Raw genomic sequence first — 24,053 nt, 5'->3', positions numbered from 1 at the left:
CCGTAGCAGATGGCGTAGGAAATCCGGTCCTGCACGGAGTCCACTCAATAGAAGGCGGGCTCTCCGGCAGGACACGGACCGTGTTCGTGGTGGATATGAGGTTTTTTAGAACTTCATGTCCGCACGGAAGTAATAGAAGCCACCGTTAAAGGCTAACTGCGAGGCATAGTAATCATATTTGGTCACACCATAGGCACGTCCCTGTGCCGGCACTTCGGTCGGGTGGGTATTGAAAATGTTGTTCCCGCCAATGGCCAGATGCAGGTTCCGCGTTGCCGCGTAACCGAATTCGAGATCGGTAACCCAGCGCGGCTTGGCTTCGAACGGAAAGAAAGTATTGACCGACCACGCATTCGGGCCTGTTGTATATTGCATTTCATCAGTAACGGAACCCCAGCGCGTTTCACGCAGCGTTGCGTCAAAGCGGCCCAGTGACCAGTGGCCGGACATGATGATCTTGCTGCGCGGCGTCGTGGTTGTCAGGAACGCAACCTGCTGGGCATTCAGCACGGGTGTGCCGTTACTGTTATAGGACATGTGCGATACGCGTGTCCTGTTCAGGTTCAGGCCCAGTGACCAGTCAACACGCCCATACTTCTTGAAATCGGTCAGGTAGGTTGCGGTAATGTCCAGCCCCTGCGTGCGTGTGCTTGCCCCATTGGTGAAATAGTTGACCGAAACGGCCGAGGGATCAAGGCTGGTCGGCACCGGAATGCCGGACAGGCCGATGGCGTTCAGCGCCTCTGTACCAGATGCGTAACCGCCTTCCACAATACGGTCACGGATATTGATCTGATAGACGTCGGCGGCAATATGCAACTTCTTCAGCGGGTTGATGACAATACCGCCACTGAGGTTGGTGGAGCGTTCCGGCTTGAGCGCCTTGGCGCCCAGTGACCGCGCCGCCGTCGAGTTGACGGCCAGCACGCCACTGGCGGCCTCCGGGCTGACATTCAGGTTGGTGAAATATTCTTCCGCCAGCGTCGGGGCACGGAAACCGTTGCTGATCGTGCCACGGATAGAAACCCACTTGTTGAACTCATACCGGGTGGAAACCTTGCCGCTGACCGCGTTGCCCACGTCGGAATAATGTTCCAGACGGCCCGCCAGATCGACTTCCCACCTATTGAGCGGCTTGAAGTTTACATCCACATAGCCCGCGTAAATATGGCGCCCATGCAGGCCGGATGCGACGTCGGGCAAACCAGGCAGCGCCTGCGCACCGTTGCCGTAAAGCGACGCGGCATCGCCCGCACCCATCTCGTACTGCTCGTTACGGTTTTCAAACCCGAGCGCCAGCGCCACCGGAGCCGCGAAGAACGGCGCTGCGATCGAACGCCGCAGATCAACGTTATTGACCCACTGCGCATTGCGGTAATTGCCGATCGAGAAAGTGTTGGGGGACGTACCCGTGGCCTGTAGCAGGTCCAGGTTGATCGACTGATCCAGGCCGCTATGGAACCAGTCCGACCCGTACGTGCTGCTGACATCCCACGAGAAACCGAAGAAGTTGTCTCCCTTGAAGCCCGCGGTCACACCCATGTCATTTTCGTCCGATGTCTGGATCGGGCTGTATCCATTGGGATAGATGCCGGGGTAGCCGCTTGGCATGGTGCGGTAGAATGCCCAGGCCTTGGCATCCCTGTGGGCATAGGTTGCATTGCCGTAAAAGGTTACGTGCTCCGTAAGCGGCAGGTTGAAGTTGAGGCCCAGCGCCTCGCGGTCACTGGCCGGGATGCCGAACAGCCGGTCAACCTTGGCGTTATAACGCGTATCCGTGCCGTCATGATGGGTGGGATCCTGGTGGCGGTAGTCAAAACTGAGCTGAAGAGAGCCGCCATGGCCGATCTTGAAGCCCTCGTTGAACATACCGCCCGCGGTAAAGCCCTGGTTGTTGCCGTAATTGCCAAGCAGGCTCTGGGCGGAGATGCCATGATCCTGTGATTTCAGGATGATGTTGACCACACCGGCAACGGCGTCGGACCCGTATTGGGCGGCCGCGCCATCACGCAGTATTTCGATATGATCGATCATGGACATCGGGATCATATCAAGATCGGTTGGGGTCGATCCCTGCTGGGAGCCGGGGGACGCATAGATATTGGCCGTCGGGTGGCGTCTTTTCCCGTCGACCAGGATAAGCGTCTCATCCGGGTTCAGGCCGCGCAGCGATATGGCATCGGTCAGGCCACCCGCGCCGGTGCCGAATGCCGGTGTGGTGACGGAGGGCGATGTCACGATCAGGGCATCGCGCAGGTTCGTCTGGCCCGTGCGCAGGATCTGCTGCTTGGTGGTCACGTCAACCGGGCTCAGGCTCTGGTAGAGCTTGCGGTTGGTGGTACGGGTGCCCGTGACGATAAGCTGTTCCGCCTCACCCGAGTTCCGGGTGGTTTTCTTGTACTTTGTTTGTGTTTCAGCCGTTGTCGCAGCGTACCCTGACATGGGGACGGTGGATATTCCTGTCAAAAGGAACAGAAGAAACGGCAGCTTACTGTTACGCATCCAATTCTCCATCCTGATTACTGTTATGAGAAGCACGTAGTTGCCGTGACTTCAGAAAAGGGGACTTCCCGGTTGCGTGTAAGAGAGGCTGGCCGCGCTGTACCGACCGGGATTGACGTGGAGTAGAGAGTAAAGTCTTTCTTCACGTGAATATGGACACATCGTATGAGAAGCTTATGTCTAAGTCAATACGAACTAGAAACGTATTTTCCTGGAAATGCCAGTGGTGAATTTCCAGACACGGGAAACAAAAGTATTTTATTTCAGTATATTAGCTCAAACGTGGTGACAGAAAGCGCGCCACGACCGAAATTTTACGCAGGGTGATGTTGCAAAAATACCAGAATATCTGCTGGACCCAAGTCTATTCGGTTTTTTGTCAAAACGTTACTTTACCGATATGTAATATCAATGCGGTTCTGTTCTGGGCCAGGCGATTGTATGACATATCTGATTTAAGAACCCGTTTACGAAACATTATGTCAATGAAAAGATCGTTTCCGGGGAAGATTTTCCCCAGAGATTCAGGAAGAATCCGGGAGCTTCTATTATTTATTATAAACCTGTTATTTTAAAATAGTATCCAGACCCCATGCGCAGGCGGAGCCATGGGGCTGGATACGCCGTTATTACGCGTTACAGCACGGCCTTGCCGCCCCCGATAAGAAAACCGTTGCCCAGCGGATCATATTTCGAGACGACCAGTTGGGACACGGCGGTAATCCAGGCGGACCCGGTTACACGTGGCACAAGGTAGGTGCAGCCTCCTTCGCGCTGTTCCCTTACAATCCTGCCACGATAATATGTTCCCATGATGCTTTCATTAACGAAGTCATCCCCTACCTTTAGTAAGCCTTTTGCTACCCTGACCGCCATTCTGGCGCATGTGGCCGTTCCGCAGGGTGAGCGGTCAAAGGAGTGGGCGCTGGAAACCGGAACATTCAGGCCATCGGCCCCCTCCCCCCGTGGTTCATCTGTCCAGACGATATTGCCCACCGATGGCACAGCACCCGTCAGGGGATCGGGTAAGGTGGATGTCCTGCCCAGTTCCTGACGGATGAATTTTGCTTTTTCAATCAACTCATCCATCAGGTCCGGTTGAACGGACAGACCGACACTGCCCGATTCAACAAAGCCATAATACTGGCCGCCATAGGCGATCTCCACAGTTGTTTTTTTACCATGGCCGAGATCGACCTCAACAGATCCAATATAATATGCCCGGGGAATCTGGAAGGAAACGGCATGGCACCGACCGGCCTTTATTTCCACTTCTATCTCCAGAGTACCCACCGGGGTCAGGAGTGGAAGCTGGAAATGTCCGTCCGTGTGCAGGTCGATCGCGGGGATCAGCCCCAGTTCGCACAAGGTCGTCACGACACCGATCGTGGCATGCCCGCACATATCCGGGTAACCGTTTGCATCCATGAATACGACCCCAAAGGGTTCACCGGCGGTCCTGGGTGCGATCAGCGCGGCGGCGAACATTGACCGGTGGCCGCGTGGTTCCAGTACCGCCATGCGCCGGACCCAGTCAGCCTGCGTCCTGAAATGCGCCCTGGCTGTGGTGGGGGCCATGTCCGCAAGGTTCTCACCGCTTTCCATGATCACACGTGTTGTCTGGCCGCAGGTATGGGAATCCACAACATGCAGGGCCCTTGCGCTGTCATATGACCCGTTCCGGATAATCCGTGCGCCGTAATTTTTCATGTTGTTACTCATGTTTTACATATCCGGATGAAAGAGGAAAAAGAGAATATTTAATCCAGGCACGACGTGTGTTTCACGGCCCTTACGGAAAAGGAGGACATTTTTTTACATGTCAGGACAAGGCCACAGAAGGAGATGACGGACACGACATAGAATATGACAATCACACCGTTAAAAGACCCGGTCCTGTACAGGATCGTTGTAGAGATGAGAGGAACAAACCCCACGATAACCGATGCGATGGATTGCCCCAGCGCCAGGCCGGATGAGCGCACATGGACCGGGAACAGCGCGGTGAGCAGGCCAGGCTGCGTGCCAATCATGGCGGCATGAAAAACGCCATTCGTAATGACAAAGGCGGCCATGATGACATACGGATTACCCGTGCCGACCGACAAGAAAAACGGGTATATGGAAATAACGGAACACAGTATGCCCAGTCCGTAAACAACCGGAGCGCCCAGTATGTCCGCCAGTTTTCCGAACATGATCATCATGACCGTATCAGCGGTCATGGATACAAAAACGGACGCAATCAGGATGCTTTCATTCACATGCAGCCATGCGCCATAGGATAACGAGACCGTTGTGGTCAGGAGGATATAGATCATCTCGGACAGGATCAGCGATGAGGCGGCAAGGACCGACATCTTGTAACCGCGGACCACGTCCATCATGGGAGCCTGGGCGCTACTTTTTGCGGCCGATCGGGTGAATTCCGCGGTGTCGCTCACCTTCAGCCGGATCAGGATGCCAAGCACGACGACAAGGATGCTGACCAGGAATGGCAGACGCCACCCCCAGTTCAGGAACTGGTCGCCACTGATGGCGCGGAAAAGAAAAAACAGCCCCGATGAGAGTATAAAGCCCACCCCAACGCCCGCCTGGCTCCATGCGCCATAAAACCCCTGTCGCTTCGGGGGGGCGTTTTCCGTCGCCATAAGGATTCCACCACTCCATTCCCCTCCCGCCGCAAAGCCCTGGATCAGGCGCAGCGTAATCAGGGCAATGGGGGCGATAATGCCGGCCTGCTGGTAGGTTGGCAGCAGGCCGATCAGGAATGTCGCCCCACCCATGAGTGACAGCGTCCATGTCAGTGTGGTCTTGCGACCGTACCGGTCACCGATCGAACCGAATACGATCCCCCCCAGCGGCCGTGACACAAAGCCCACCGCATAGCCCACAAAAGCACCGCTGGTGCTGAGTATGGGATTGCTCAGGGGGAAAAAGGACGGACCGAAGACCAGCGCCGATGCCAGCCCGTACAGGAAAAAATCATAAAATTGCAGCGCATTGCCAATAGATGACGCCAGTATTGGCAGAATGATGTTGAATTGCCGCAACAGTCCACGTTCCACACTGAATACTCCAGGTATGAGGGCAGTTTTATATCCGGAAAGAAATCTCGTCAGGAACAGGACGGGATGAGAGGCGAACAGAGCCGTGCACGGGTCATACCGGCGCCTCAAGCCGCCGTTTCCCATCGGCGGAAAGCCGTGTGCCGGGACTGTCCAGGGCGGTACGATCCCATAACCGACAGGTCACGGCCTTATGCTTCTGGTCCAGTCCTTCACAGTAATTCGTGTATTTACAGACACGTATGCTGTCGGCACGGCCATCGCGCGCCTTGAGCAGCCAGTCCGGATCCGCCATGAACTGCCGTGCGCTGGCAACCACATCGCATGTGCCGTTCGCCAGCATCGTTTCCGCCATATCCACGGTATGGACCCCACCGGCACAGATGACGGGTGTATCAAAACCGGCGCTACGAAGCTGTGCCCGGATGAAGTGGGATGCCTTTGCGTTGCGGCCAAACGGCCCGAAGGAATCTGAAATTGCATGGGGAATGCATTCATATCCGCTCGGGCCGGTATAGGGATAGGCTGCCTCGTTTACCCGTGGCTGAAGCGCGTCTTCAAACTTTCCACCCCGGGAGAGCGAGAGAAAATCAAGACCGCGCGCCGCCAGTTTTTTTGAAAACCAGGCGGCGTCATCCACCGTGCCGCCACCCGCAATACATTCTTCGGCCAGCAGGCGGCAGCCGACCAGGTAGTCAGGCCCCACCTGCCCACGCACCCTGTCCAGCACGGCTTCAGCCAGCCTGACACGCCCTTCGCGCGTTCGGCCCCACCCGTCCCCACGCGTATTCAGCGCGGACAGGAACGAAGCCATGGTATAGGCATGGGCGTAATGCAGTTCCACCCCGTCAAAACCGGCATCCCGCGCCCGTAAGGCCGCCGTGGCGAACAGGTCCGGCAGGACATCCGGCAGGTCCCTTATCCACGGAAGATGCACATCCGTTATCCGCTCCCGCGCACCGTAATCCAGTGCTTCGCGTTCGCGGGGATCCAGAATGGTTTCAAGCTCGGCCCGATCCATGTTTTTCAGGCGGTCGCGGATGATCGTGTCGTCCGTCTCGCCAAGCAATGCCCGGTGACGATCGGTTATGGCCAGAAAACGTGTCAGGAAACGATCCGGGGCCGGCCTGCGACGGATGTTCAGGAAATCGATTAGCTGAACGAAAACCCTGGTCTCTCCCCCGCTGGCTTCACGAATGGCCGCGACCAGTTCCGCCATGCCCGCCACGTATCTGTCATGGGACAGGCGCAAAAGCGGGCCGCTGGGGATATCCCTTATCCCTGCCGCCTCCACCACGATCGCGCCGGGCCGCCCCATGGCGATGCGCCTGTACCATGCAAGGGTAGAGGGAGTGACATGGCCATCCTCACTCGCCCGCCAGCTTACGACGGCGGGGTACCAGCTTCTGGTTTTCAGGGTGAACCTGTTTACTTCAACAGGTTTGAAAAACGGGGACTCTACCGCGGCAGTGGACGCGACAGGCGTATGGGACCGCCACTGAATTCGTTCCGATGGTTTCCACATCCTGCCCTGTGCCTTCCCTGACCGCGTTCATACCCGAAGAACCTGAATATGCGTTATAATAACGGTTTCGCAACAATATTCGCAGTGCGGCGGACGTTATTATTCAGTTGCGTTGTTCCATATTACGGAATGACGGCAGTGGCCTCGATTTCCACCACGGCCTTGGGTTCAACCAGACGGCCAACCTGCACCAGGCTCATGACCGGATAATGCCGCCCCATTGTCTGCCGGTACACTGCCCCCAGTGGGCGCAGGCTGGCATTATAGGCGGCTATGTCCGTGACGAACCAGGTCATGCGCACCAGGTGTTCGGGCAATGCCTCCGCCGTTTTCAACAGGCAGCAGATGTTTTGCAGCGCCTGTTCACATTGCGCCACGAACCCGTCGCGCATGTCACCCTGCGGGGTTATGCCAATCTGGCCACCCAGCACCAGCAGTCGCCCGGACGCGGCAATGGCATGGGAATACCCGCGTGGCGCAGGCCAGCCGTCGGGCAATAGGATCTTGTGGTCCGTTTTTGTTGTCAGACATGAATCCATGTTTGTTTTCACCTGCATGAAATGGAAAAATTCCCGGCCGGGAACAGACCGGCCTGGTCAGGGCGGGCCTTACCCCACCTCTCCCCCGGCAACGGGCAGTGCAATGCCGTTGATGGCCCCGGCTTCCCGACCGCACAGGAAGGCAACCGCCACGGCCACTTCCTCCACGCTGTTAAGGCGGCCACGGGGGTTGAAACGGGCAAATTCGGTGCGGATATCATCCGCCGGGCGACCACTTTTCTTAACGATGCGTTCCACGCTGTCACGCACCAGGTCACTTTCCGTAAAGCCCGGGCAGACAGCGTTTACGGTTATGTCATGACGCGCATATTCAAGCGCAAGCGAGCGGGTCAGGCCCAGCAGGGCGTGCTTGGCGGTGACATAGGGGGAGACGTAAGTATACCCGCGCAGCGCCGCCGTGGAGGCGACATTGACGATGCGCCCGTCCTTTCTTTCCACCATGGATGGCAACGCCAACTGGCACAGCCGTGCCGCCCCCAGCACGTTCAGCCGGAATGCCTGCACAAACGCGTCCATGGTCATGTCGGCAAAACGGGCGCTGGCTGAACCACCGGCGTTGTTGATCAGGACATCAATCGCTCCCGCCTTCGCCACGGCCGTATGGAAGGCGTCATCCAGTTCCTTTTCGCACGTAATATCGGCAACGACATAATGATGCGCCTCCCCCGCGTTGACCGCTGCCTCAAGCAGCGCATCCGAGCGACCGAGAACGGTCACGATATCGCCGCTCAGCGTCATTTTACGGGCAATTTCACGGCCTATGTCCTTTGAACCGCCTGTAACCAGCACATGCCTTGCACGCATCAGGATTCCATTCCCTGTCTATCGGGGAGACCATGTTATTATCTTATATTTAAGATACATTGATCTTAAATATATCCGCAACCGCTTTGTGGAACTTCGCCCGCAGGTCACGGGCCACCTGCCACCCATAAAGGCGGCAGGTGGCCCCGTTCCGGCTACGGGCGCCGTATCAGGTCACCGCATGGCGGCGGGGCCGTGCCCTGATGCGCAGCGTCTGCTCCTCGGCAAAATTGCGGCCTTCATTGCGTTCCAGTGCATTCAGGCCGGGCAGGTTACCGGGGGAAAGGCGCGGCATGGGCGCTCCGTAACGGGCCGCCGCACGCAGGATGAGCGAGGTATCGACCAGCAGCGGACGACCCAGCGCGACCAGATCGGCACGACCGGCCGCAAGGATGGTATTGGCCTGATCAACGCTGGAAATATTACCCACGCACATGACCGGCAGCCCGGTTTCCGCCCGGATCTGCTCGGCAAACGGGACCTGGAACATACGGCCGAACACGGGGCGGGCATCGGGTGTGGTCTGGCCGGTGGAAACATCGATCAGGTCACATCCAGCCTGCGCGAACAGCCCGGCCGCCGTCACGACATCCTCCATGGAGATGCCGCCTTCCTGCCAGTCGGTAGCCGAAATACGGACCGCCATGGGCCGGTCGGCAGGCCAGGCCGCCCGCACGGCCCGCACCACTTCCAGCGGGTAGCGCATGCGGTTTTCGATGCTGCCGCCATATTCGTCTTCCCTGATGTTCGTCAGGGGGGAAAGGAAACTGGCCAGCAGGTAACCGTGGGCGCAATGCACCTCGATCATGTCAAAGCCGCAGTTCACGGCCCGTCGGGTCGCGGCAACGTAGTCTGCCGTAACCCTGTCCATATCATCACGCGTCATGGCGCGGGGCACCGCGCTATGGGGGTGATAGGGCAGAGGTGACGCGGAAACCAGATCCCATCCCCCCTCCGCCAACGGCTGGTCCATTCCTTCCCACATGACGCGGGTGGCACCCTTGCGGCCCGCATGCCCCAGTTGCAGGCAGATCCGGCTGTCGCCTTCGGCATGGACAAAATCAACAATCCGGCGCCAGGCGGCTTCCTGCCTGTCGGTATAAAGCCCGGTGCAGGCCGGGGTGATCCGGCCATCGGGGCAGACATCGGTCATTTCCGTATAGATCAGCCCCGCCCCGCTGGCGGCGAACCGCCCGTAATGCACCAGATGCCATTCCCCCGGCACGCCGTCATGGGCCCGGTAGGTGGACATGGGCGACACCACCAGACGGTTGGAAATTTCCATCTCACGCAGCCGGAACGGCTGGAAAGCGGGCACGACCCCTTCCCTGGTGGTGCAGCCTGACGCCGTGCAGTCCGTCTCGAAATCCTTTTGTACCTGCGCCACAAAATCCGGGGCACGCAGGGCAAGGTTATCCCATGTAATGGCTTTTGAGCGTGTCATGAGGGAGAAGGCAAAGCGTATCTCGCTCATGGGCCAGTAGCGGTTCAGATGCTCGAACCATGTCAGCGAGACTTCCGCCGCGTGCTGGAGGCGCTCGACCTCATCGCGCCGCTCGATGCCATATTTTGCCAGTGCATCGGCAATATTGTCGGTCGCCATGACGGCTGCGTGCAGGGCAATGGCATCTTCCATGGCCAGTTTCGTGCCCGAACCGATCGAGTAATGCGCCGTTGACTTGGCATCCCCCATCAGGACGATGTTGTCCTTTGACCAGTTCCTGCACCGGATGGCCGGGAACCTGCGCCAGATCGAACGATTGGCGATCAGGCTGTGGCCTTCCAGGTCCTCGGCAAAGACACCTTCCAGATATGCGACATATTCGGCCTCGGTCATGTCCCCCAGCCCGCACCGTGCAAAGGTTTCCTCATCCACCTCAATGACCCAGGTGCTGCGTTCACGCTCGTACTGGTAGCAGTGGGCGACGAATACGCCGCCTTCATGCTCGCGAAAGAAGAAGGTGAAGGCATCAAGCGCACGTGTGCTGCCCAGCCATACGAAACGGTTTGAACGCAGGTCGATGGCGGGCTGGAAATGGGCAAGGTTCTTTTCGCGGATCGCGCTGCCGATGCCGTCGGCCGCCAGGATCAGGTCCGCTTCGGGAAATTCCTCGGGCGATACTTCGGTGCGGAAGTTCAGTTCCACACCCAGTTCTTCCGCGCGCCGGTAGAGCAGTTGCAGGAGCGTGCGGCGCGAACAGCCGCAGAAACCGTTGCCCGGCACCCGGAATGTCTGCCCCCTGACCGCTATGTCCAGGTCATCCCAGTATGAGAATTCACGGCGGATCATTTCGTAGGACGGAAGATCGGCCTGCGCGAAGATATCAAGGGTCTGGTCACTGAACACCACGCCAAAACCGAACGTATCGGCCGGTGCATTCCGCTCGAAAACCCTTACCCGCGCCTGCGGGAAATCGCGCTTGAGCAGGATTGAAGCATAAAGACCAGCAGGACCGCCCCCGATTGAAACGATGTACATTCAGACATTCCTTATTTTTAATGATACAAGTATTATATATTGCCTGATTTGAATATGTAATACTTTGTTAATGCTTTTATTTTTACTGTATTTACTTTCGCTCAACAAGAGCAAAAACCCGCAGCGGGCTGCCCGACCCGTCGCGCAGTTTCAGCGGCGCCGCCATGACGATCGCACCCCGTGCAGGAAGCTGGTCCAGGCCGGTCAGGCATTGCAGCCCGTACCTGCCCGCGCCATGCAGCAGGGTATGGGCGGGATATTGCGGGTCGAGCAGATGGGCCTGGCCACAATCGGTGCCGATCGTTTCCGTGCCAAAACCACAAATATCGCGTTCCTCGATCAGGAAGCGGATGCACTCCGCGGATGGTCCGGGCGTATGCGCGCCGTCTTCCTTCCGGTTGGCGTATTCCTCCGGGTTTCTCTTGCCCCAGTCCGTGCGCATGAAAACCCAGCTACCGCGTTCGATCGTGCCATGTTCTTCTTCCCACTGGCGGATGTGTTCGCATGTCAGCAGGAAATCGGGGTTTTCTGCCGCTGCGGCGGCGCAGTCCACGACATTGACCGGCGCCACGAAATCCCGGGCCGGCATGGTATCGACGGTGTTGCGCGGCAGATCCCGGCCACTGATCCAGTGCGCCGGGGCGTCAAAATGCGTACCGGTATGTTCCCCGACGGTAAAGTTGCGCCAGTACCATGCCACGCCGTTTTCATCGTAGCGGGAAATGACTTCGCTGGAAAACGGCAATGTCTGGCCAAAGGGCTCAGGCAGGACCAGTGTGGGAAAATCCTCGCTCAGAGTATGGGTAAGATCCACCACCTCTATGCTGCCGCCCGCAAGGCCGGCCGCCAGTTCAGGCAAAAGTGACATGATCGTGTTCTCCTATGCCATGGCCCCGCGCTGGAAGCGGGCCAATGCGGCCTCCAGTGCTGTGCCTTCCGGGTCTTTCAGGGCGGCTTCACGAAGAAGCCGGGTCCATACCGCCGCCTTTCCCTGCGGCAGCGGTTTGCGGGCCATGACGCCAACCGCCGTCATGACCCGGTCGAATTTGGACAGGCCGCGTGCGTGGGTATCGCTGTAGCCTTTGACCAGACGCCTGCAACGCAGCACTTCAACAGCGAAATCGTAATCCTGCTCCAGCGCCAAGCGGGCCAGGTCGAGCCATTCGTCCCGATGGCGCATTTCGCATTTATGGCGCAGCGAGACAGGCCGGATGCGATAGAGTTCGGCGGTGGCGGACAAAAGAAGGAACCAGCGCAGCCGGTCGGTCCGCACCCGCCAGCCCTTGCGCAGGAACCGCCCCATGAGCAGCCTGCCCAACCCGGTTTTTTCCAGAATCAGGGCTAAGGCCGATGGCAGCAGCCCGAGCACTTCCTCCACGCGCGGATGCATGAATTCGGTGATGGCAAGCGGCTGACCGGCCGATACGCCCATTTCCCCCGCGATGCGGGAAAAGCGGCTCCGGCGGGTCTTGAGGTCCGCCACCCGGATCACATCATCATAGGCCATGGCGTTGGCGATATGGCGTGCCGCCTCGATCGTCAGGTCTGGCGTGCCCTGCTGGCGTTCCTTCAGCGCGAATTCACGCACCAGCGCCAGATAGGCGGCCGCATACGGAATATCCTGAAAATCCGCTACACGGCGCAGCCCGGCATCGAGCATAGTGGCCGCGCCAGCAGGCAGTTGTGCTGCCGCGCGCAGCAGCGCATCAAAACCGGGCACACCGGACGGGTTAAAAGGGGCTTCCCCCGCCGCCTCCACCGCAACGGGGCGGGCCGGTTCGGGCGTATCGCTGGCGGTGCGCGCAAAGCCCTGGCCGAAGGCGGCCAGGCTTGGCTTGACCCCGATCCCGCCGCTGCGGATTGCCTCCTCAAACGCCTTGCGGGGAAATGGCAGGGCATTGCTGGCCGCCAGTGCGCCCAGCATGACGGCGGAAATAACGCTGCGTGCCTCCTTTGCCACCTGTTCCATGTCAAAGGCGATAACCTTTTTGGCGGCAAAGGCTGCCGCATCGTACACCGGCGTGGGGTCTATGCGCCCGTCACCGGGATTGATGCGCTCTTCCACCGCGTAGCTGCGATGGGTGGAAACAAGCAGGGTCGTGCGCTCCGGCGTGACCAGCCCGCGCAGCATGGCCCGGCCGCCTTCCATCAGTTCGGCGCCCAGGACGATGTCCACCTCCCCTGGCGTGGGCAGCAGGGCCAGAACGGGCATCCGCCCCGCCGGGTCGGCCGGTGCGATTTCGATGTAATAAATGGTCGCTCCCGTGCGCTGGGCCACGCCGGGAACCGATGTTGACTGGGCAATCCAGCCGCACTGCTCCGCAAGGGAAACAATCCAACTGACCAGAACGCCACCGCCCTGCCCGCCCATGGCACATACGGCTATTGAAATCGGTTTTGTTGCAACAGCCATGGAGTTTTCTTGTGAAAGAACGGTCATGAAAAATGTTGATCCTGTACAGCTACCAGATGGGGCGATGGCCAGATGTCAGCTGAAGACCGGACGGCGGCTTTCGCGCCACCGCTGGACGGACGCGATGAATGCCGCGCGGATGCGATGTTTCCACCGCTCCGACCGTGCCGCATTGACCACCACATCCGCGCGATAGAAAGAGGGGCAGAGAACGGCGGCGTCCGCCACCTCGCCACAGTTGCCGCAGGCGACACAGCTCTGGTCGATGCTGGCGACCGGATCCTCTTTCAGCGGGTCGCCCGATGGCTTGACCGACAGCGACGGACAGCCGGACAGCCGGATGCATTCATGATCGCCGGTGCAGACGTCCTCATCCACGCCAAAGCGCTGGGTGACCACGCGCCTGCCGTCCTGCAACGCCTTGCGCCTGATGGGTTTTTCCCGCCGCTGGCGGTTGAGCATGCATTCCGAGGACGCCACGATCACCTTCGGCCCGCTTTCGCGCGTGGTCAGGGCCTCGTTCAGCACCTCACGCATCTGACCGACATCGTAGGTATGATCGATTTCACGCACCCATTTCACGCCCACCCCTTCGATCGCCCTGGAGATCGGATGATGGGTGGATCGACTGGCGGGGGTCGAGCGCGAGGACGGGATATCCTGTCCGCCCGTCGCGGCGGAGTAATAATTATCAACAATGATGGTCACATCATCGCTTTTATTGAAAACCGCGTTCCCGATACCGCTGGTCAGCCCGTTATGCCAGAACCCCCCATCGCCCATTACGGCAATCGTGCGCTTGCGCTCGCGCCCCTTGCGGCGGCTGTCCCCGCTGAAGGCCGCGGCGGAAGCCGGCGCCAGGCCATAGCCCATGGTGGTGGCGCCAAGGTTGAAGGGCGGCAGGATGGAAAAGAGATGGCAACCGATGTCCGATGCGATGTGATGCGGCCCCAGTTCCTTTTCCACCAGCTTCATGGCGGCAAAGATCGGCCGCTCCGGGCAGCCGGTACAGAACCCGGCGGGGCGGGCCGGCACGCTGTCCTTCAGCGCCGCGATCTGGGGGGTGCAGGTAATGGGGGGCTGGTTGGAAGCCCGTGCCGCACTGCCTAACAGATCGGGCGCATCCGCCGCGAACAGGTTGCGCAGCCCGTCGGTCAGCACGCCCACGGTATATTCCCCCCCCATGGGCAGCATGTCCTTGCCATGCAGGGTGCAGTCAATCCTGGCGCGGTGCAGGATCCGGCCTATGGCCTGTTCAATATAGTCGGGCTGGCCTTCCTCGATAATCAATACACTTTTCTTGCCGCGACAGAATTCCAAGATTTCGTCATCAATGACCGGATAGGCGACGTTCATGACATAAAGCGGAATGTCGGTCTTGCCATACAGGTCGGCCAGACCCAGCCGCATCAGGGCACGCAGCGTATTGTTATACAGGCCGCCCAGCACGACCAGCCCGACATCGGCATCCGGCTGGTCAAAAAACTCGTTCAGCTTCTGGTCCTTGATGTACTGCACGGCGGCGGGCCAGCGCCGTTCCAGCTTTTCGGCTTCCTGAACATAGGCCGCGGGCGGCAGTACAATGCGCGAAAGGTCACGCTGGGGGCTGCGCGTCGCTTCATCCAGCGTCATGACGGGCCGCTTGTTGTCCTTGGCCACAAAAGAGCCGTGCAGATGGCAGCTTCTGATCCGGACCTGGAGCATGACCGGGGTATTGGAGGCTTCCGACAGCTCGAACCCCTTCTCCACCATCTCAACGATGCAGGGCAGCGAAGGACGGGGGGCGAGAAGCCACATCTGGGATTTCATGGCAAAAGCGTAGGAACGCTCCTGCATGATCGAGGAGCCCTCGCCATAATCCTCGCCGATGATGATGAGCGCCCCCCCCTTCACCCCGCCCGAGGACAGGTTGGAAAGCGCATCCGACGCCACATTGGTGCCTGCGGTGGATTTCCACGTAACCGCACCACGGATGGGGTACATGACGGAGGCGGCCAGCGTGGCGGCGGCAGTTGCCTCACTGGCACTTGATTCAAAATGTACGTCCAGTTCCGCCAGCAGATCCTGCGCGTCCGACAGCACATCCATCAGGTGGGAAATGGGCGCACCCTGGTAGCCGGCCACATATCCCACACCTGCCTGTAGCAGGGCCTTGGTTATGGCGAGTATTCCCTCACCCCGGAAGGTCTCTCCGGCACCAATGCGCAGATCCTGCACTTCAAGCGCAAACGATCGCTCCGCCATGACATCCCGCTCCCAATTAGATCCAAAAATTAGTTAGCACATAAGATATTTCGGCTTCAACCATTTCCTGTTCCATATCGAAATGAATTTGAAGTTCCGAACTGCACGATGTCCCTGGTCCCGCACGGCATATGTCATGTCCGGGCAATGGCGGAACATCGTATCCACATGCTGCATGCCGTCATGATCCTGCCAGCCTTTTCGTTTCGATACCATATAAAATGATCGACATCATGTGATTTTGGTTATAAAATTATGCACACACTGGTTGATGGATATGCCCTGACATGACTCGTTTCATTACTATCAAAGAAGAAAAATCAGGACTGGCCGCACGGTTTCAGTTGCTGGACAACGAAGCGCCCCGTCACGCCGAAATGCTGTGGCGCATCGCGCAGCAGGGCGGGGAATATGCCGCAATCCATGCCATGTGGACGGGGCCGGAAATTTCATGCCCGGTCGTGGGGGACAGCCTACCGCGGGGCGAGGGAATCGACCTGCCGCCGGAAAATGCCACCAGTTTTCCCGAAATGGGTGAAATCGCCACGGTCTTCGCGCCAAAGGGCACATGGAAGGGCGCGCCGGACGCCGATTTTTTCGATATCGGCATCTTTTACGGTCCGGGTGGGCGCATGCTCATGCCCATGGGCTGGATCATGGGGTCTGTCTGCGCCCGCGTGGTGCCGGAGGACCTGGCCGCCCTTCGGGCGGGATGCGGCGCCATCCGCAGGAATGGCAGCTGCGAACTGACCTTTGAAGCCATGAGCCAGAACTGATGGCCCCCTCAGCAGAGCGTCCGCTGTGGCAGGGCAGCGCCACGCTGGATATTCCGAACGCGCATGGCCGCCAGCAGGCTGAAACCGTCGTGGTCGGTGGCGGGATTGCCGGTCTGTCCACCGCGCTCCATCTGGCCCGCAGCGGGCATGAGGTGGCTGTTCTCAATGCGGGAACGGTCATGGGGCTGGCCACACGCGCCAGTGCGGGCATTATTACCGGCCAGCTTGTGCGCAATACGCCCGCCTCCATCATGAAGCGTCTGGGCCAGGCCGAGGGCGGCCGTCTTCTGGAAGCGGTCGCCGCTTCCCCACGTGAGACATTTTCCCTGATCCGGGAGCAGAACCTTGCCTGTGACGCCATGCCGAATGGGTTTCTCGCCCCCTTTTTCGGCAATGGCCAGCGTGAACGCCAGACGGTATCGGACTGGCAGGCGTGGCGGCAGGACATGTCCGTGCTTGATGCGGAGCAGACGGCACAACTGACGGGATGCCAGGGATATGCCGGGGCCATTCTCGACCGCAGCGGCGGCGGCGTAAACCCTGCGGCCTATGCGGATGAACTGGCACGGCGCATTTTGGAGGAAGGCGGTCGCATCTTCAACAACTGCCGCGTCACCTCCGTCACGCGGGATGCGGGGAATGGGGCCGCACGCTGGCTGGTCTGTTACCCCGGCGGGGAATTCGCGGCGCGGAACGTCATCCTGGCGGCAAATGGCGGCAACCAGTTCCTGCACCGCGCGCTGCGCCATGCGGTCCTGCCCCTGCCGGTGCTGGAGGTCGCGACCGCGCCCGTCTCCCCTGCCCTGCGGAAAATCATCCTGCCCCAGCGCCATGCGTTGACCGACCTTGCCACCGATGTCTTTTCCATCCGCTTCGACACTGAAGGCCACCTGATTACAGCCGCACCTGCGCCCGAGCATTTTGACTGGGCGCGGATCGAGGGCAGCATTAACGATCGGCTGGAAAAAGCCATTCCCGGCTGGGAACGGCTGCCGCTGGAATTTGCCTGGACGGGCACAGCCTGGCTGCGCAGTGACTGCGTGCCGCGCATGCCGATTCTCGATGAAGGGCTGCTGGCCATTCAGGCCTGTAACGGGCGTGGCCTGGCCATCAACACGCTTGCGGGCAGTGATGCGGCCAGGTGGGTTCTGTCCGCCGGCCGGGACCTGCCCCGCCTGCCAACCAGCCGCCCCCGGGCGGTGCCCGGGTTCATGCTGCTGCGCCATGTCCCACGCCTGATCATGACCGCCGCGCGACTGCGCGCGCGCATCAGGCAGTTGATAAAGCGACCCGCGGCATAGGCCCGCGCGGATTTTTACAAAACTGGCAACGCGGGACGTGATGATCGTGCCGCGCATTCCGAACCTTCTGACGGAACCTGATCATGAGCCGACTAGCAAAACGTATTACCGAATCATCGCCCAAGAATTATGGAATGTTTTCCAGGGCGATGGCGATGACAGGCACGCGCGATCTGATCCATCTTGAACTGGGGCAGCCAGTTCATGACACCCCCGCCCATATCAAGGAAGCGGTGGTCGAGGCCCTGCGTGCCGGGCATGTCCATTATAGCGACCTGCGGGGCAATGCCGGACTGCGCACGGCGCTGGCCAGCAAGCTGCGGCAGGAAAACGGAATTACCGTTGCCCCTGACCAGATCCTGATCACCAACGGCCTGACGCAGGCTTCCTTTGCCGCCCTGTTCGCTACCATCGATCCGGGGGATGAGGTCATCCTGCTGGAACCCTTCTATCCGCAGCATATCGGCAAGATCGAACTGGCGGGTGGCGTGGTGGTGCGCGCACCACTGGACCGGGAAAATGATTACAGCATCAATCCCGCCCTGATCGCGCCGCATATTACACCGCGCACCAAGGCGATCATTCTGGTCAATCCATGCAATCCGACCGGCCGCGTGTACAGCCGGGCGGAACTGTCGGGGCTGGCCGATCTGGCCATCCGCCATGATCTTCTGGTCATTTCGGATGAAGTGTATGAGCAGATCGTGTTTGACGATGCCCAACATACCAGCATTGCCTCCTTACCCGGCATGGCAGAGCGCACGATCACCCTGTTCGCCTTCACCAAGGCCTATGCCATGGACGGATGGCGGCTGGGCTATGCATGTGGCCCGACCGACCTTATGGCGGGGCTGCTGACGGTCACCTCCAACGAGGTGACGCATGTGAATACCTTCATCCAGTACGGTGCCCTTGCCGCCGTTACGGGGGATGAAGGCCCGTTGCATGGCATGGTTGCCGAAGACCGCAGGCGCCGGGACCAGGTTGTCCACGCACTGAACCAGTGCCCCGGCGTTACCTGCCCACTGCCGCAGGGAGCGATTTACGCGTTCCCTGACATTTCGGGCACCGGACGCCGCGCGCAGGATATTGCCGATGCCCTGCTGGAGCAGGAAGGCGTGGTGGTGGAAGCAGGCAGTTTCTATGGCCCCGCGGGCGAAGGTCACCTGCGCGTGTGCTTTGGCGCGGAAAGCGCGGACCGCCTGACCACAGCGCTGGAACGCATGCGACATTTTTTCAACACACTGGTCGGCTGAAAAACTGACGCGCCGGCATTTATCCACAAGACAGGTTGAACGTGACGTGCGCCGTATTAACGGTTATGTTCGGCCTGTTATCATAAACCCGATACAGAGCTGCCCGTGAACAAGAACGTCGTACTAGATCCTGCCGCGCATGACTTTGACCTGTTCGGTTCGCCTTTCTATCTTATCGCGCATGCGGACTTTCAGTACCACGAAGACGTGGAAACCGTTCTTGTAAAAAATGGCGTCAATAAAAGCATCTACCGTATATTGACTGTCCTGCGGGCGCAGGAAAACATAAGTATTTCCGGCCTCGCGCAGCATTCACTGATAAAGCGCAATACGGTGGGGCGCCTGATCGAACGCATGGCGCAGATGCAGCTTGTGACGACCTTCCTCTCCCCTGATGATAACCGCGTGACCATTGTCAGCCTGACCCCGGAAGGTCGCAAGCTGCTCGACAGGCTGACACCTGTCGTGGCCCGTCAGACCATCCGGGCCATGGAGGGTCTGAACCAGGCGCAGCTACAGGAGTTTGTAAAAACCCTGCGGCATATCATCAAAAATCTGGACAAGCTTGGGATAGAGTAGACGTTATTTCATTTAAAATACGCATGTATGAAAATATACATGCGTATTTTATTTTGAAATTTCCCTGGGCTTCCCCTTTTCATCCACTGCCACCATGACAAATGTTGCCGTGGCGCAGAGCGTGGCTTCCGTCTTGCCCAGATCCGCCGCCCACATTTCCAGATGGAACTGCATGGATGTGCGACCCGTCCTGAGCCGCCGGGTATAAACCTTTACATCCTGATGCGGGTACACCGGATGGAGGAACAGCAGTTCCTTTACCGCAACCGTCGTTACATTTCCTGAACTGGCGCTACCACCTGCAAGGCCAGCCGCCTGATCAAGACGCGCCATGATCCAGCCACCGAATATGCTGCCCGCCCCGTTCAGGTCGGCAGGCATAGTCATGACCCGCAGCGCCAGTTCCGCCTGGGTTTCGTTGTGTACCTGCGCGATCTGTTCCGTCATTATCTTACTCTTGTCCGTTTCTTTTCCCATTGCTCTTCCCTGGCCGCGATGGCGGCCTTGGTTCTGCCAAGCAGTTGGTGGAGCTGGCGCAGTTCGTCCTCGGTCATGTCCTTCAGCATGTCCTGTATCCACTCCTGGTGGGCAGGCATGGCGGTTGAACAGAGCTGTTCACCCAGTGCGGTCATCTGCACCAGTGTACTGCGCCGATCGGTGGGATGGGGGTGGCGTTCAACCAGCCCTTCCTGTTCCATCAGGTCGATCAGTCCGGTCACATTGCCCGTGGTGACCATCAGGCGCTGGGACAGGTCGCCCATCGAGAGCATCCCATTGCTGGAATCAAGTTGGGCAAGAACATCAAAGCGCGGCAGGGTCGTATTATATTTTTTCCGCAGAAGCTTGCGCACGCGCTTTTCAACCAGCTGGGTGCAGGCAAACATGCGAATCCAGACCCTCAGCGCCATCTTGTCGACTGATTTTTGCGTGTCCTCCTTCTGCTCAGCGGAGTGTGTTACGAGCGATGAGTGCACAGGCATTGTCTGTTCCATACCGTATGATGCGGATTATCATAAATCGATGTTATATCATAATAGTTTAGATTAAAGCTTCTAAGGCATGTTTTTCTTTTTTGCAAAGGCAGATTGATCTGGCAAGCACTCGCGCCTTGAATACCGCCTTCTGACGGTTTTGTGTTGATCGTCCCGCTGTATTGAACGCACCACGCAAAGACATGCCGACTTATGGCTCTATATATTTCCTGATACGCCAACACCGCCGGGTACGGGTTGAGCAACAACGGCGGTTGGAGGCAATATTCTGTTCGGCCTGTTGATGCGGTCGCTCAAAAGACTGCCAGACATGATGGAGTCCGCGAACAGATGCCCCGAAAGGCTACGGCCCACACAAGACCTTATACAACCGTTTTATCCGGGTGAACCGCCTTGGTGTAATTGACAGAACAGGCTGGCCGTTCAAAACGTCTGATGATCGATGCCACACACCGGACATCCGCTTCACTGCCCAAAAGGGGCTGCTGTGCTGCTCGCAGACCTTCCCGGCGAGACAGAAGAAGTCACCGGTGATCGGGGTTATGACAGCAACCTGATCAGGAAGATTTTTATAAGATGCACCCGATCAATTATGGCATTAAATACTTCATTGCGGAAAATGATAATATGGGCTCAGAATGCGACTGAAGCCGTTGCAGCAGCATCAACCCATCAGGAGATAATTATGGAAATAATTTTTTTTGAAAAGCCCGGTTGTGGCGGCAATGCGCGACAAAAAGCGGCTTTGCGCGCTGCAGGGTATGACGTTATCCCTCGTAATTTATTGACCGAACCGTGGACTGCGGCAGACTTACGTCTCTTCTTCGGTAATTTGCCGGTAAAGGATTGGTTTAATCCCTCTGCTCCCGCCATTAAATCTGGACAGGTAAAGCCTGAAGCATTGACTGCCGAAACCGCTCTGGCCCTAATGCTGGAGCAGCCTCTGCTTATCCGTCGGCCTTTATTGCAAATTGGCGAGCGGCGATGTGCTGGTTTTACTGCTACAGATCTTAAGTCCAGATTAGGTTTGGAACTTCCAGAAACCGTGCCAGATGGATGTGTGCATGCAAATAGCTGATGATCAGCATAAGGGCACAACCGAAAATTAATATTTAATTTCAGTCAGTTGCTTTTCATATGTTTGCGATAACCTGATGAGATCATGATGGTCTGGACTGAAATCATCTGCGCAGCATCGACGCGACAATCTGGCCGATGCAACCGATGTACGTGATGCAGAATGGGTATTGATCGCCCCATTGATGCCTCGGCAAAAACGGCTGGGTGTCCCCGGTGCACACCCGCGGCGTGTCCTCGGGGCGATTCCGTCACGACTGGTTATCTATGCTCGCAACTGCCATGCCATTTCCCGCCTGTTACGACCGTGCAGGAGTCTTTCCCCGGTTGGCTCCATGAAGAAAGATGGAAATTTCTGAACCCTATCTTTGTCATGCTAACAGGCGAACAAGGTAGTCGCCAGACAATACCACCAGCCTGTGAAACTGTAAAAATTGGAGAGGCGTGACTTTAACACGAGTAAAAGGATTTAGGATCGCAAACGACATATCACAATCAATATGCGGTGCTATATCCTTGGGGCTATTATTCACTCTGCCGATATTCAGGACCAGAACGCGCGCCGCTGGTCGTAGCCAGAATCAGAAGGCTCTTTCCGTAGTCATTGCGGCAGGGTGGTCGGGGCGCTTTTTCAATCAGACGGCAAAACAATACTCCTTATAATAAAATAATTTCTATATCAGCGCTGCGGAAGACAACGTATTTTTTCTAGAATATGAATTGTTTCAATACTCTCTGATAATGGAGCGAAAGACACTTCCATATGCCCTGATTTTATTGCTTTTGTTGCCGCCTCTATCTCGAACTGAAGCCCATACCCCTGGAAGTCAAAGTCGTAACGTTTTATACCCGGAATAGGAATTTTTCGTGCCAGTTTGCTGAAAACACGGGCAGTTACAGAATTCATGCAGAGCATATCAATGAATTTGGCCACAATAGGTCCCGATTCAAGAACACAACGTGCTCCGATAAAGGGCGACAACAGGAACAGGGAACCACGACTTCCCTCAATCCTGAATAAATTTCCTCCCGTTCTATCAAATCCACACCGTAAGAAAGCTGGAATGCCGCCAAAAGACAGTTCAATATCGGCCGCCATGTCCACACCTGTCGGTGCGCCACGCCATTTTCCATGCACGGTATCAGGATGTCCCAAAAGGAATAATGACAGGGAAACAAGATAGAGTCCCAAATCAAGTAGGCTTCCTCCCCCTTTGGCAGGATCAAAAAAACGGTTATCCGGAGTATAAGCGTGGCGAAAGGCAAGCTCGCCCCTTACCCGACGCAGTTCACCAATAGCACCAGCACAAAGGGCATCTTTGACAAATACAATCGCAGGCAGAAAACGTGTCCATACACCTTCCATTAGAAAGACTTTTCGTTCTGTAGCAAAAGCACACAGACGTTTAGCTTCTTCTGATGTCGTGACAAGGGGTTTTTCTACAAGAACACTCTTGTTCGCCGCAATAGCATCCCAAGCAATCTGGAAATGGGACATATTCGGGGATGCAATATAAACTGCATCAATATTTTCATCATTTATTAATGATTTATATTCCTCATATGCTATTCCTCCATATTGTGCGCAAAACCGTGTGGCTCGCTCTAGAGAGCGTGATGAAACACCCCCGAGACGGGCTCCTGCAACATATTTTATATCTTCCGCAAACCGGGTAGCAATCGTTCCTGTTCCGACAATACCCCATCGAACGGAGGAACAACCAGATTCTGTAAGATCTAGAGAAAGCATTAATGTGTATTCCAGTTAGAGATTATTATGTACTTTGTGCGAGCATAGCAGCGTTTCGGAACATGACACATGCAAAAGCGACGACATGAAAACTTGTAAGTGTCGAGGCCTAGCACTCGCAATCCCTGACGAGCCTGCGGCATGGTGTAGCCCATTCGAAGGACCACTCTACGATCCATCCGCGCAATAGCTTGCTGTCCGGATCAACCAAGTTGATCTATCGGTCTGGGGATCGGTTCACCGTCCAGCTTTTTCGGTGGCCGATCGCGCCGTCTCCGTTTCGCATCAAAGGCTGCTTTCTTGCGTTCATATTCGGGCTGGGCAGTCTCGGCCAGCTCCCAAGCTTCCGCTTCCAGGCGTGCACATGCCTCATTCAGCTTGCCTTCAGACGCTCGCGGCGGACCAGTTGATCGGGCAAGGCCCGATAATCTATATCAGTTATATCCGCCGCCTCCGCCCGTTCCATCAGAATTGCGATGTGGATGGCCAACTTCTCGCTCAGTTTTTACGCGCGGTCATAATGGATGAAACGGTATTTCGGGGCATTGGCATCAATCTTCATACCGTCGATCAACATCGTGCCAAACCGCAAAAGTCCTGTCTCGCGTGCCAGAAGGAACAGCCGCATTGATCGCTGTGCGGTTCCCGAGCCCAGATATCCCAATTCCAACCACCCGCACTGCCCTGCATGAGCTATCTGGAGATGCAGGGCCAGATCGCAGCCATC

The 24,053-nt window shown here is 57.6% G+C and carries 18 protein-coding genes and 2 pseudogenes; 6 read left to right on the top strand and 14 right to left on the bottom strand.

All coding sequences use genetic code 11. From position 1 onward, the window contains the following. Nucleotides 1–105: 105 nt before the first annotated feature. The 10 genes from LDL28_RS01030 to LDL28_RS00985 all read right to left on the bottom strand — a co-directional run bounded on the left by LDL28_RS01030 (nucleotide 106) and on the right by LDL28_RS00985 (nucleotide 15,595). The gene (locus tag LDL28_RS01030) at nucleotides 106–2,442 is read right to left on the bottom strand and encodes a TonB-dependent siderophore receptor (protein ID WP_233056800.1); all 2,337 of its coding nucleotides are present in this window, start codon (nucleotides 2,440–2,442) and stop codon (nucleotides 106–108) included. 696 nt (nucleotides 2,443–3,138) lie between these two features. Beyond that, nucleotides 3,139–4,224 carry a proline racemase family protein gene (locus LDL28_RS01025; RefSeq protein WP_233056799.1) on the bottom strand — a complete coding sequence of 362 codons (1,086 nt, stop codon included), beginning with the start codon at nucleotides 4,222–4,224 and terminating at the stop codon, nucleotides 3,139–3,141. 38 nt (nucleotides 4,225–4,262) lie between these two features. Further along, nucleotides 4,263–5,570, bottom strand: coding sequence for an MFS transporter (locus LDL28_RS01020; protein ID WP_233056798.1), 1,308 nt, complete (start codon nucleotides 5,568–5,570; stop codon nucleotides 4,263–4,265). 94 nt (nucleotides 5,571–5,664) lie between these two features. Next, complete coding sequence (locus LDL28_RS01015) at nucleotides 5,665–6,888, bottom strand: hypothetical protein (protein ID WP_233056797.1); 1,224 nt, start codon at nucleotides 6,886–6,888, stop codon at nucleotides 5,665–5,667. A gap of 329 nt (nucleotides 6,889–7,217) precedes the next feature. After that, nucleotides 7,218–7,634, bottom strand: a complete 417-nt coding sequence (locus LDL28_RS01010; protein WP_233056796.1) for a RidA family protein — start codon at nucleotides 7,632–7,634, stop codon at nucleotides 7,218–7,220. 69 nt (nucleotides 7,635–7,703) lie between these two features. Then, on the bottom strand, nucleotides 7,704–8,459 hold the full coding sequence (locus tag LDL28_RS01005; protein ID WP_233056795.1) for an SDR family NAD(P)-dependent oxidoreductase: 756 nt from the start codon (nucleotides 8,457–8,459) through the stop codon (nucleotides 7,704–7,706). Nucleotides 8,460–8,628: 169 nt separating this feature from the next. Next, on the bottom strand, nucleotides 8,629–10,938 hold the full coding sequence (locus LDL28_RS01000; RefSeq protein WP_233056794.1) for an FAD-dependent monooxygenase: 2,310 nt from the start codon (nucleotides 10,936–10,938) through the stop codon (nucleotides 8,629–8,631). A 91-nt stretch (nucleotides 10,939–11,029) separates the two neighbouring features. Then, a complete protein-coding gene (locus LDL28_RS00995; RefSeq protein ID WP_233056793.1) occupies nucleotides 11,030–11,806 on the bottom strand; it encodes a cyclase family protein in 777 nt (258 codons plus the stop codon). Nucleotides 11,807–11,818: 12 nt separating this feature from the next. Next, nucleotides 11,819–13,378: an indolepyruvate oxidoreductase subunit beta family protein gene (locus LDL28_RS00990; RefSeq protein WP_233056792.1), complete on the bottom strand. Its 1,560-nt coding sequence runs from the start codon at nucleotides 13,376–13,378 to the stop codon at nucleotides 11,819–11,821. 48 nt (nucleotides 13,379–13,426) lie between these two features. After that, the gene (locus tag LDL28_RS00985; RefSeq protein ID WP_233056791.1) at nucleotides 13,427–15,595 is read right to left on the bottom strand and encodes an indolepyruvate ferredoxin oxidoreductase subunit alpha; all 2,169 of its coding nucleotides are present in this window, start codon (nucleotides 15,593–15,595) and stop codon (nucleotides 13,427–13,429) included. Nucleotides 15,596–15,882: 287 nt separating this feature from the next. On the opposite strand from LDL28_RS00985, the gene LDL28_RS00980 reads away from it, so the two are divergent. The 4 genes from LDL28_RS00980 (at nucleotide 15,883) to LDL28_RS00965 (ending at nucleotide 19,507) form a co-directional block, all read left to right on the top strand. After that, nucleotides 15,883–16,371, top strand: a complete 489-nt coding sequence (locus tag LDL28_RS00980) for a DUF3830 family protein (RefSeq protein ID WP_233056790.1) — start codon at nucleotides 15,883–15,885, stop codon at nucleotides 16,369–16,371. Beyond that, nucleotides 16,371–17,672, top strand: a complete 1,302-nt coding sequence (locus LDL28_RS00975) for an FAD-binding oxidoreductase (protein WP_233056789.1) — start codon at nucleotides 16,371–16,373, stop codon at nucleotides 17,670–17,672. Before LDL28_RS00980 ends, LDL28_RS00975 begins: the two co-directional genes overlap by 1 nt. 83 nt (nucleotides 17,673–17,755) lie before the next feature. Further along, nucleotides 17,756–18,928: a pyridoxal phosphate-dependent aminotransferase gene (locus tag LDL28_RS00970; protein ID WP_233056788.1), complete on the top strand. Its 1,173-nt coding sequence runs from the start codon at nucleotides 17,756–17,758 to the stop codon at nucleotides 18,926–18,928. Nucleotides 18,929–19,033: 105 nt separating this feature from the next. Beyond that, nucleotides 19,034–19,507: a MarR family transcriptional regulator gene (locus tag LDL28_RS00965; RefSeq protein ID WP_233056787.1), complete on the top strand. Its 474-nt coding sequence runs from the start codon at nucleotides 19,034–19,036 to the stop codon at nucleotides 19,505–19,507. A gap of 48 nt (nucleotides 19,508–19,555) precedes the next feature. On the opposite strand, the gene LDL28_RS00960 is transcribed toward LDL28_RS00965, so the two are convergent. Together LDL28_RS00960 and LDL28_RS00955 are read right to left on the bottom strand one after the other, a co-directional pair. Further along, nucleotides 19,556–19,954 (bottom strand): acyl-CoA thioesterase, encoded by a 399-nt coding sequence (locus tag LDL28_RS00960; RefSeq protein ID WP_233056786.1) that lies wholly within the window; start codon nucleotides 19,952–19,954, stop codon nucleotides 19,556–19,558. Beyond that, nucleotides 19,954–20,487, bottom strand: coding sequence for a MarR family winged helix-turn-helix transcriptional regulator (locus LDL28_RS00955; RefSeq protein ID WP_233056785.1), 534 nt, complete (start codon nucleotides 20,485–20,487; stop codon nucleotides 19,954–19,956). Before LDL28_RS00955 ends, LDL28_RS00960 begins: the two co-directional genes overlap by 1 nt. A 341-nt stretch (nucleotides 20,488–20,828) precedes the next feature. Between LDL28_RS00955 and LDL28_RS00950 the strand changes: the two are divergent. Beyond that, nucleotides 20,829–20,982, top strand: a pseudogene (locus LDL28_RS00950) (IS5/IS1182 family transposase); the annotation flags it as partial. Nucleotides 20,983–20,986: 4 nt separating this feature from the next. Further along, the gene (locus LDL28_RS00945; RefSeq protein ID WP_233056784.1) at nucleotides 20,987–21,577 is read left to right on the top strand and encodes an ArsC/Spx/MgsR family protein; all 591 of its coding nucleotides are present in this window, start codon (nucleotides 20,987–20,989) and stop codon (nucleotides 21,575–21,577) included. 678 nt (nucleotides 21,578–22,255) lie between these two features. Here LDL28_RS00945 and LDL28_RS00940 read toward each other — a convergent pair. Both LDL28_RS00940 and LDL28_RS00930 read right to left on the bottom strand, forming a co-directional pair. Continuing rightward, nucleotides 22,256–23,326 carry a Gfo/Idh/MocA family protein gene (locus LDL28_RS00940; RefSeq protein WP_233056783.1) on the bottom strand — a complete coding sequence of 357 codons (1,071 nt, stop codon included), beginning with the start codon at nucleotides 23,324–23,326 and terminating at the stop codon, nucleotides 22,256–22,258. Nucleotides 23,327–23,507: 181 nt separating this feature from the next. Further along, nucleotides 23,508–23,954: pseudogene (locus LDL28_RS00930) on the bottom strand (IS5/IS1182 family transposase); the annotation flags it as partial. Nucleotides 23,955–24,053: the final 99 nt, after the last annotated feature.

The sequence above is a fragment of the Komagataeibacter sp. FNDCR2 genome, assembly GCF_021295395.1.
GTDB lineage: Bacteria > Pseudomonadota > Alphaproteobacteria > Acetobacterales > Acetobacteraceae > Komagataeibacter.
The sequence above is the reverse complement of the archived record's forward strand: the minus strand, read 5'-3'. Positions and strand labels throughout refer to the sequence as shown.

Bases quoted from the DNA above. Each gene is read 5' to 3' on its own strand.
- LDL28_RS01030 (WP_233056800.1), bottom strand. From the start codon at position 2,442: ATGTCAGGGTACGCTGCGACAACGGCTGAAACACAAACAAAGTACAAG.
- LDL28_RS01025 (WP_233056799.1), bottom strand. From the start codon at position 4,224: ATGAGTAACAACATGAAAAATTACGGCGCACGGATTATCCGGAACGGG.
- LDL28_RS01015 (WP_233056797.1), bottom strand. From the start codon at position 6,888: ATGGGGCGGCCCGGCGCGATCGTGGTGGAGGCGGCAGGGATAAGGGAT.
- LDL28_RS01010 (WP_233056796.1), bottom strand. From the start codon at position 7,634: ATGGATTCATGTCTGACAACAAAAACGGACCACAAGATCCTATTGCCC.
- LDL28_RS01005 (WP_233056795.1), bottom strand. From the start codon at position 8,459: ATGCGTGCAAGGCATGTGCTGGTTACAGGCGGTTCAAAGGACATAGGC.
- LDL28_RS01000 (WP_233056794.1), bottom strand. From the start codon at position 10,938: ATGTACATCGTTTCAATCGGGGGCGGTCCTGCTGGTCTTTATGCTTCA.
- LDL28_RS00995 (WP_233056793.1), bottom strand. From the start codon at position 11,806: ATGTCACTTTTGCCTGAACTGGCGGCCGGCCTTGCGGGCGGCAGCATA.
- LDL28_RS00990 (WP_233056792.1), bottom strand. From the start codon at position 13,378: ATGACCGTTCTTTCACAAGAAAACTCCATGGCTGTTGCAACAAAACCG.
- LDL28_RS00985 (WP_233056791.1), bottom strand. From the start codon at position 15,595: ATGGCGGAGCGATCGTTTGCGCTTGAAGTGCAGGATCTGCGCATTGGT.
- LDL28_RS00980 (WP_233056790.1), top strand. From the start codon at position 15,883: ATGACTCGTTTCATTACTATCAAAGAAGAAAAATCAGGACTGGCCGCA.
- LDL28_RS00975 (WP_233056789.1), top strand. From the start codon at position 16,371: ATGGCCCCCTCAGCAGAGCGTCCGCTGTGGCAGGGCAGCGCCACGCTG.
- LDL28_RS00970 (WP_233056788.1), top strand. From the start codon at position 17,756: ATGAGCCGACTAGCAAAACGTATTACCGAATCATCGCCCAAGAATTAT.
- LDL28_RS00960 (WP_233056786.1), bottom strand. From the start codon at position 19,954: ATGACGGAACAGATCGCGCAGGTACACAACGAAACCCAGGCGGAACTG.
- LDL28_RS00955 (WP_233056785.1), bottom strand. From the start codon at position 20,487: ATGCCTGTGCACTCATCGCTCGTAACACACTCCGCTGAGCAGAAGGAG.
- LDL28_RS00940 (WP_233056783.1), bottom strand. From the start codon at position 23,326: ATGCTTTCTCTAGATCTTACAGAATCTGGTTGTTCCTCCGTTCGATGG.